Here is a 1,507-nt window from a genome sequence, read left to right on the forward strand (position 1 = left end):
CGGAATTTGTCAAGTCAAATTGAGACGGTTTGTGCCTCAGTTGTTGGCTGGTTGATCCAGGCTCTCTCGGGGAGCTGGGGTGCGCGAGGCCGGCGGTTGAACCGGTCGGGGTGCTGGATGTAGGCGGCGTTCAGGGTGTCCTGGCGGTGCCGGCGGATCTGGTCGGCGGTGCCGTAGTGCACCGACGCGGGCGTGTGCCAGCCGATCCCGGAATGGCGGTGCTCATGATTGTAGGCGGTGAAGAATGCGTCGCAGAACGCGCGGGCGTCAGCGAGGCAGCCGAACCGGTCCGGGAAGTCGGGCATGTACTTCATCGTTTTAAACTGGGCTTCGGAATACGGATTGTCATTTGACGTACGCGGCCGGGAATGCGAACGCAGGACACCCAGGTCGACGAGCATTTCCGACACCGGTTTCGAGGTCATGGCACCACCGCGGTCGGCGTGAATGGTGTGCGGCTCGATCCCGTTGCCGGTGACCGCGCCAGCCAGGAAATCACGGGCCACGATCGCGTCCTCGGCAGCCGCAACAAGCCAGCCGGTCACATACCGGGAGTAGATATCAATGATGACGTAGCATTTGAACCAGACGCCCTTGACCGGTCCTTTCAACGCGGTGATGTCCCAGGACCACACCTGCGACGGACCGGTCGCGACCAGCTCCGGGCGCACCCGCGGCGGATGGGTGGCCAGCCGGCGCCGTTCCCGGCTCTGCCCCGCCACCCGCGCGATCCGGTACATCGTGGACATCGAGCACCAGTACCGGCCTTCGTCCAACTCTCGCGCCCACACCTGCGGAATCGCCAGATCCGCATACCCAGGCGCGTTCAGCACTGCCAGGACCTGCTCCCTTTCGGCAGGACTCAGCGTCCACGGCGGCGGGGTCCGCGGCAGCCACGGGCCATGCATCGGCCCGACCGGTTTCGCCCAGCGGTAGTAAGTCGCCCGCGACACCCCGGTCAGGATGCACGCTTTCTGCACCGCGACCTCGGCGGCTCGTAATTGATCGAACGTCGTGGTCAGGATTTCTTCGGCGGTATCTGCTCGTCCGCGCTCTCGGACAATTCTTCCAAGAGCGCGTGTGCTTTTCCCATGATGTCCAATGCCATCCGGGTCTTCTTCAGATCTGCCTGCAGTTTCTCGTTCTGACGGCGCAGTTTCTCCAACTCGAGTTGTTCACTGTTCTTCCTCTTCGGCCGCCCCGCCTCCGCCTGCGTGCCGGAACTGCTCTCCCGACCGGGTTTGCCGAGCAGGCCCGCGTCACGAGCCCGTGTCCATTCGATGATGTGCGACGAATACAAGCCTTCCCGGCGCAGCAGAGCACCCTTTTCTCCGTTCGGGGCACTCTCGTACGCGGCGACCATCGCCAGTTTGTACGCCGGGCTGAACGCTCGACGCGACGGCTTCGGCGCCGGATCGACCCCGTCACCGGCCGACACCGGCTGCTTGTCAGATGAAGTGGACACGCTCACAAGGATCTCCGATCCCCGCCCTCAGGTCATCACCCC

Annotated in this window: 2 protein-coding genes; both read right to left on the bottom strand. The window is 64.1% G+C overall.

Annotated features, from left to right (window positions below):
• Window positions 1–14: 14 nt before the first annotated feature.
• Window positions 15–980, bottom strand: a complete 966-nt coding sequence (locus tag AB0E90_RS51645) for a DDE-type integrase/transposase/recombinase (RefSeq protein ID WP_360421222.1) — start codon at window positions 978–980, stop codon at window positions 15–17.
• A 38-nt stretch (window positions 981–1,018) separates the two neighbouring features.
• Complete coding sequence (locus tag AB0E90_RS51650) at window positions 1,019–1,465, bottom strand: hypothetical protein (protein WP_360421224.1); 447 nt, start codon at window positions 1,463–1,465, stop codon at window positions 1,019–1,021.
• Between the last annotated feature and the right edge of the window lie 42 nt (window positions 1,466–1,507).

The organism is Actinoplanes sp. NPDC026619 (assembly GCF_040638295.1).
Lineage (GTDB): Bacteria > Actinomycetota > Actinomycetes > Mycobacteriales > Micromonosporaceae > Actinoplanes.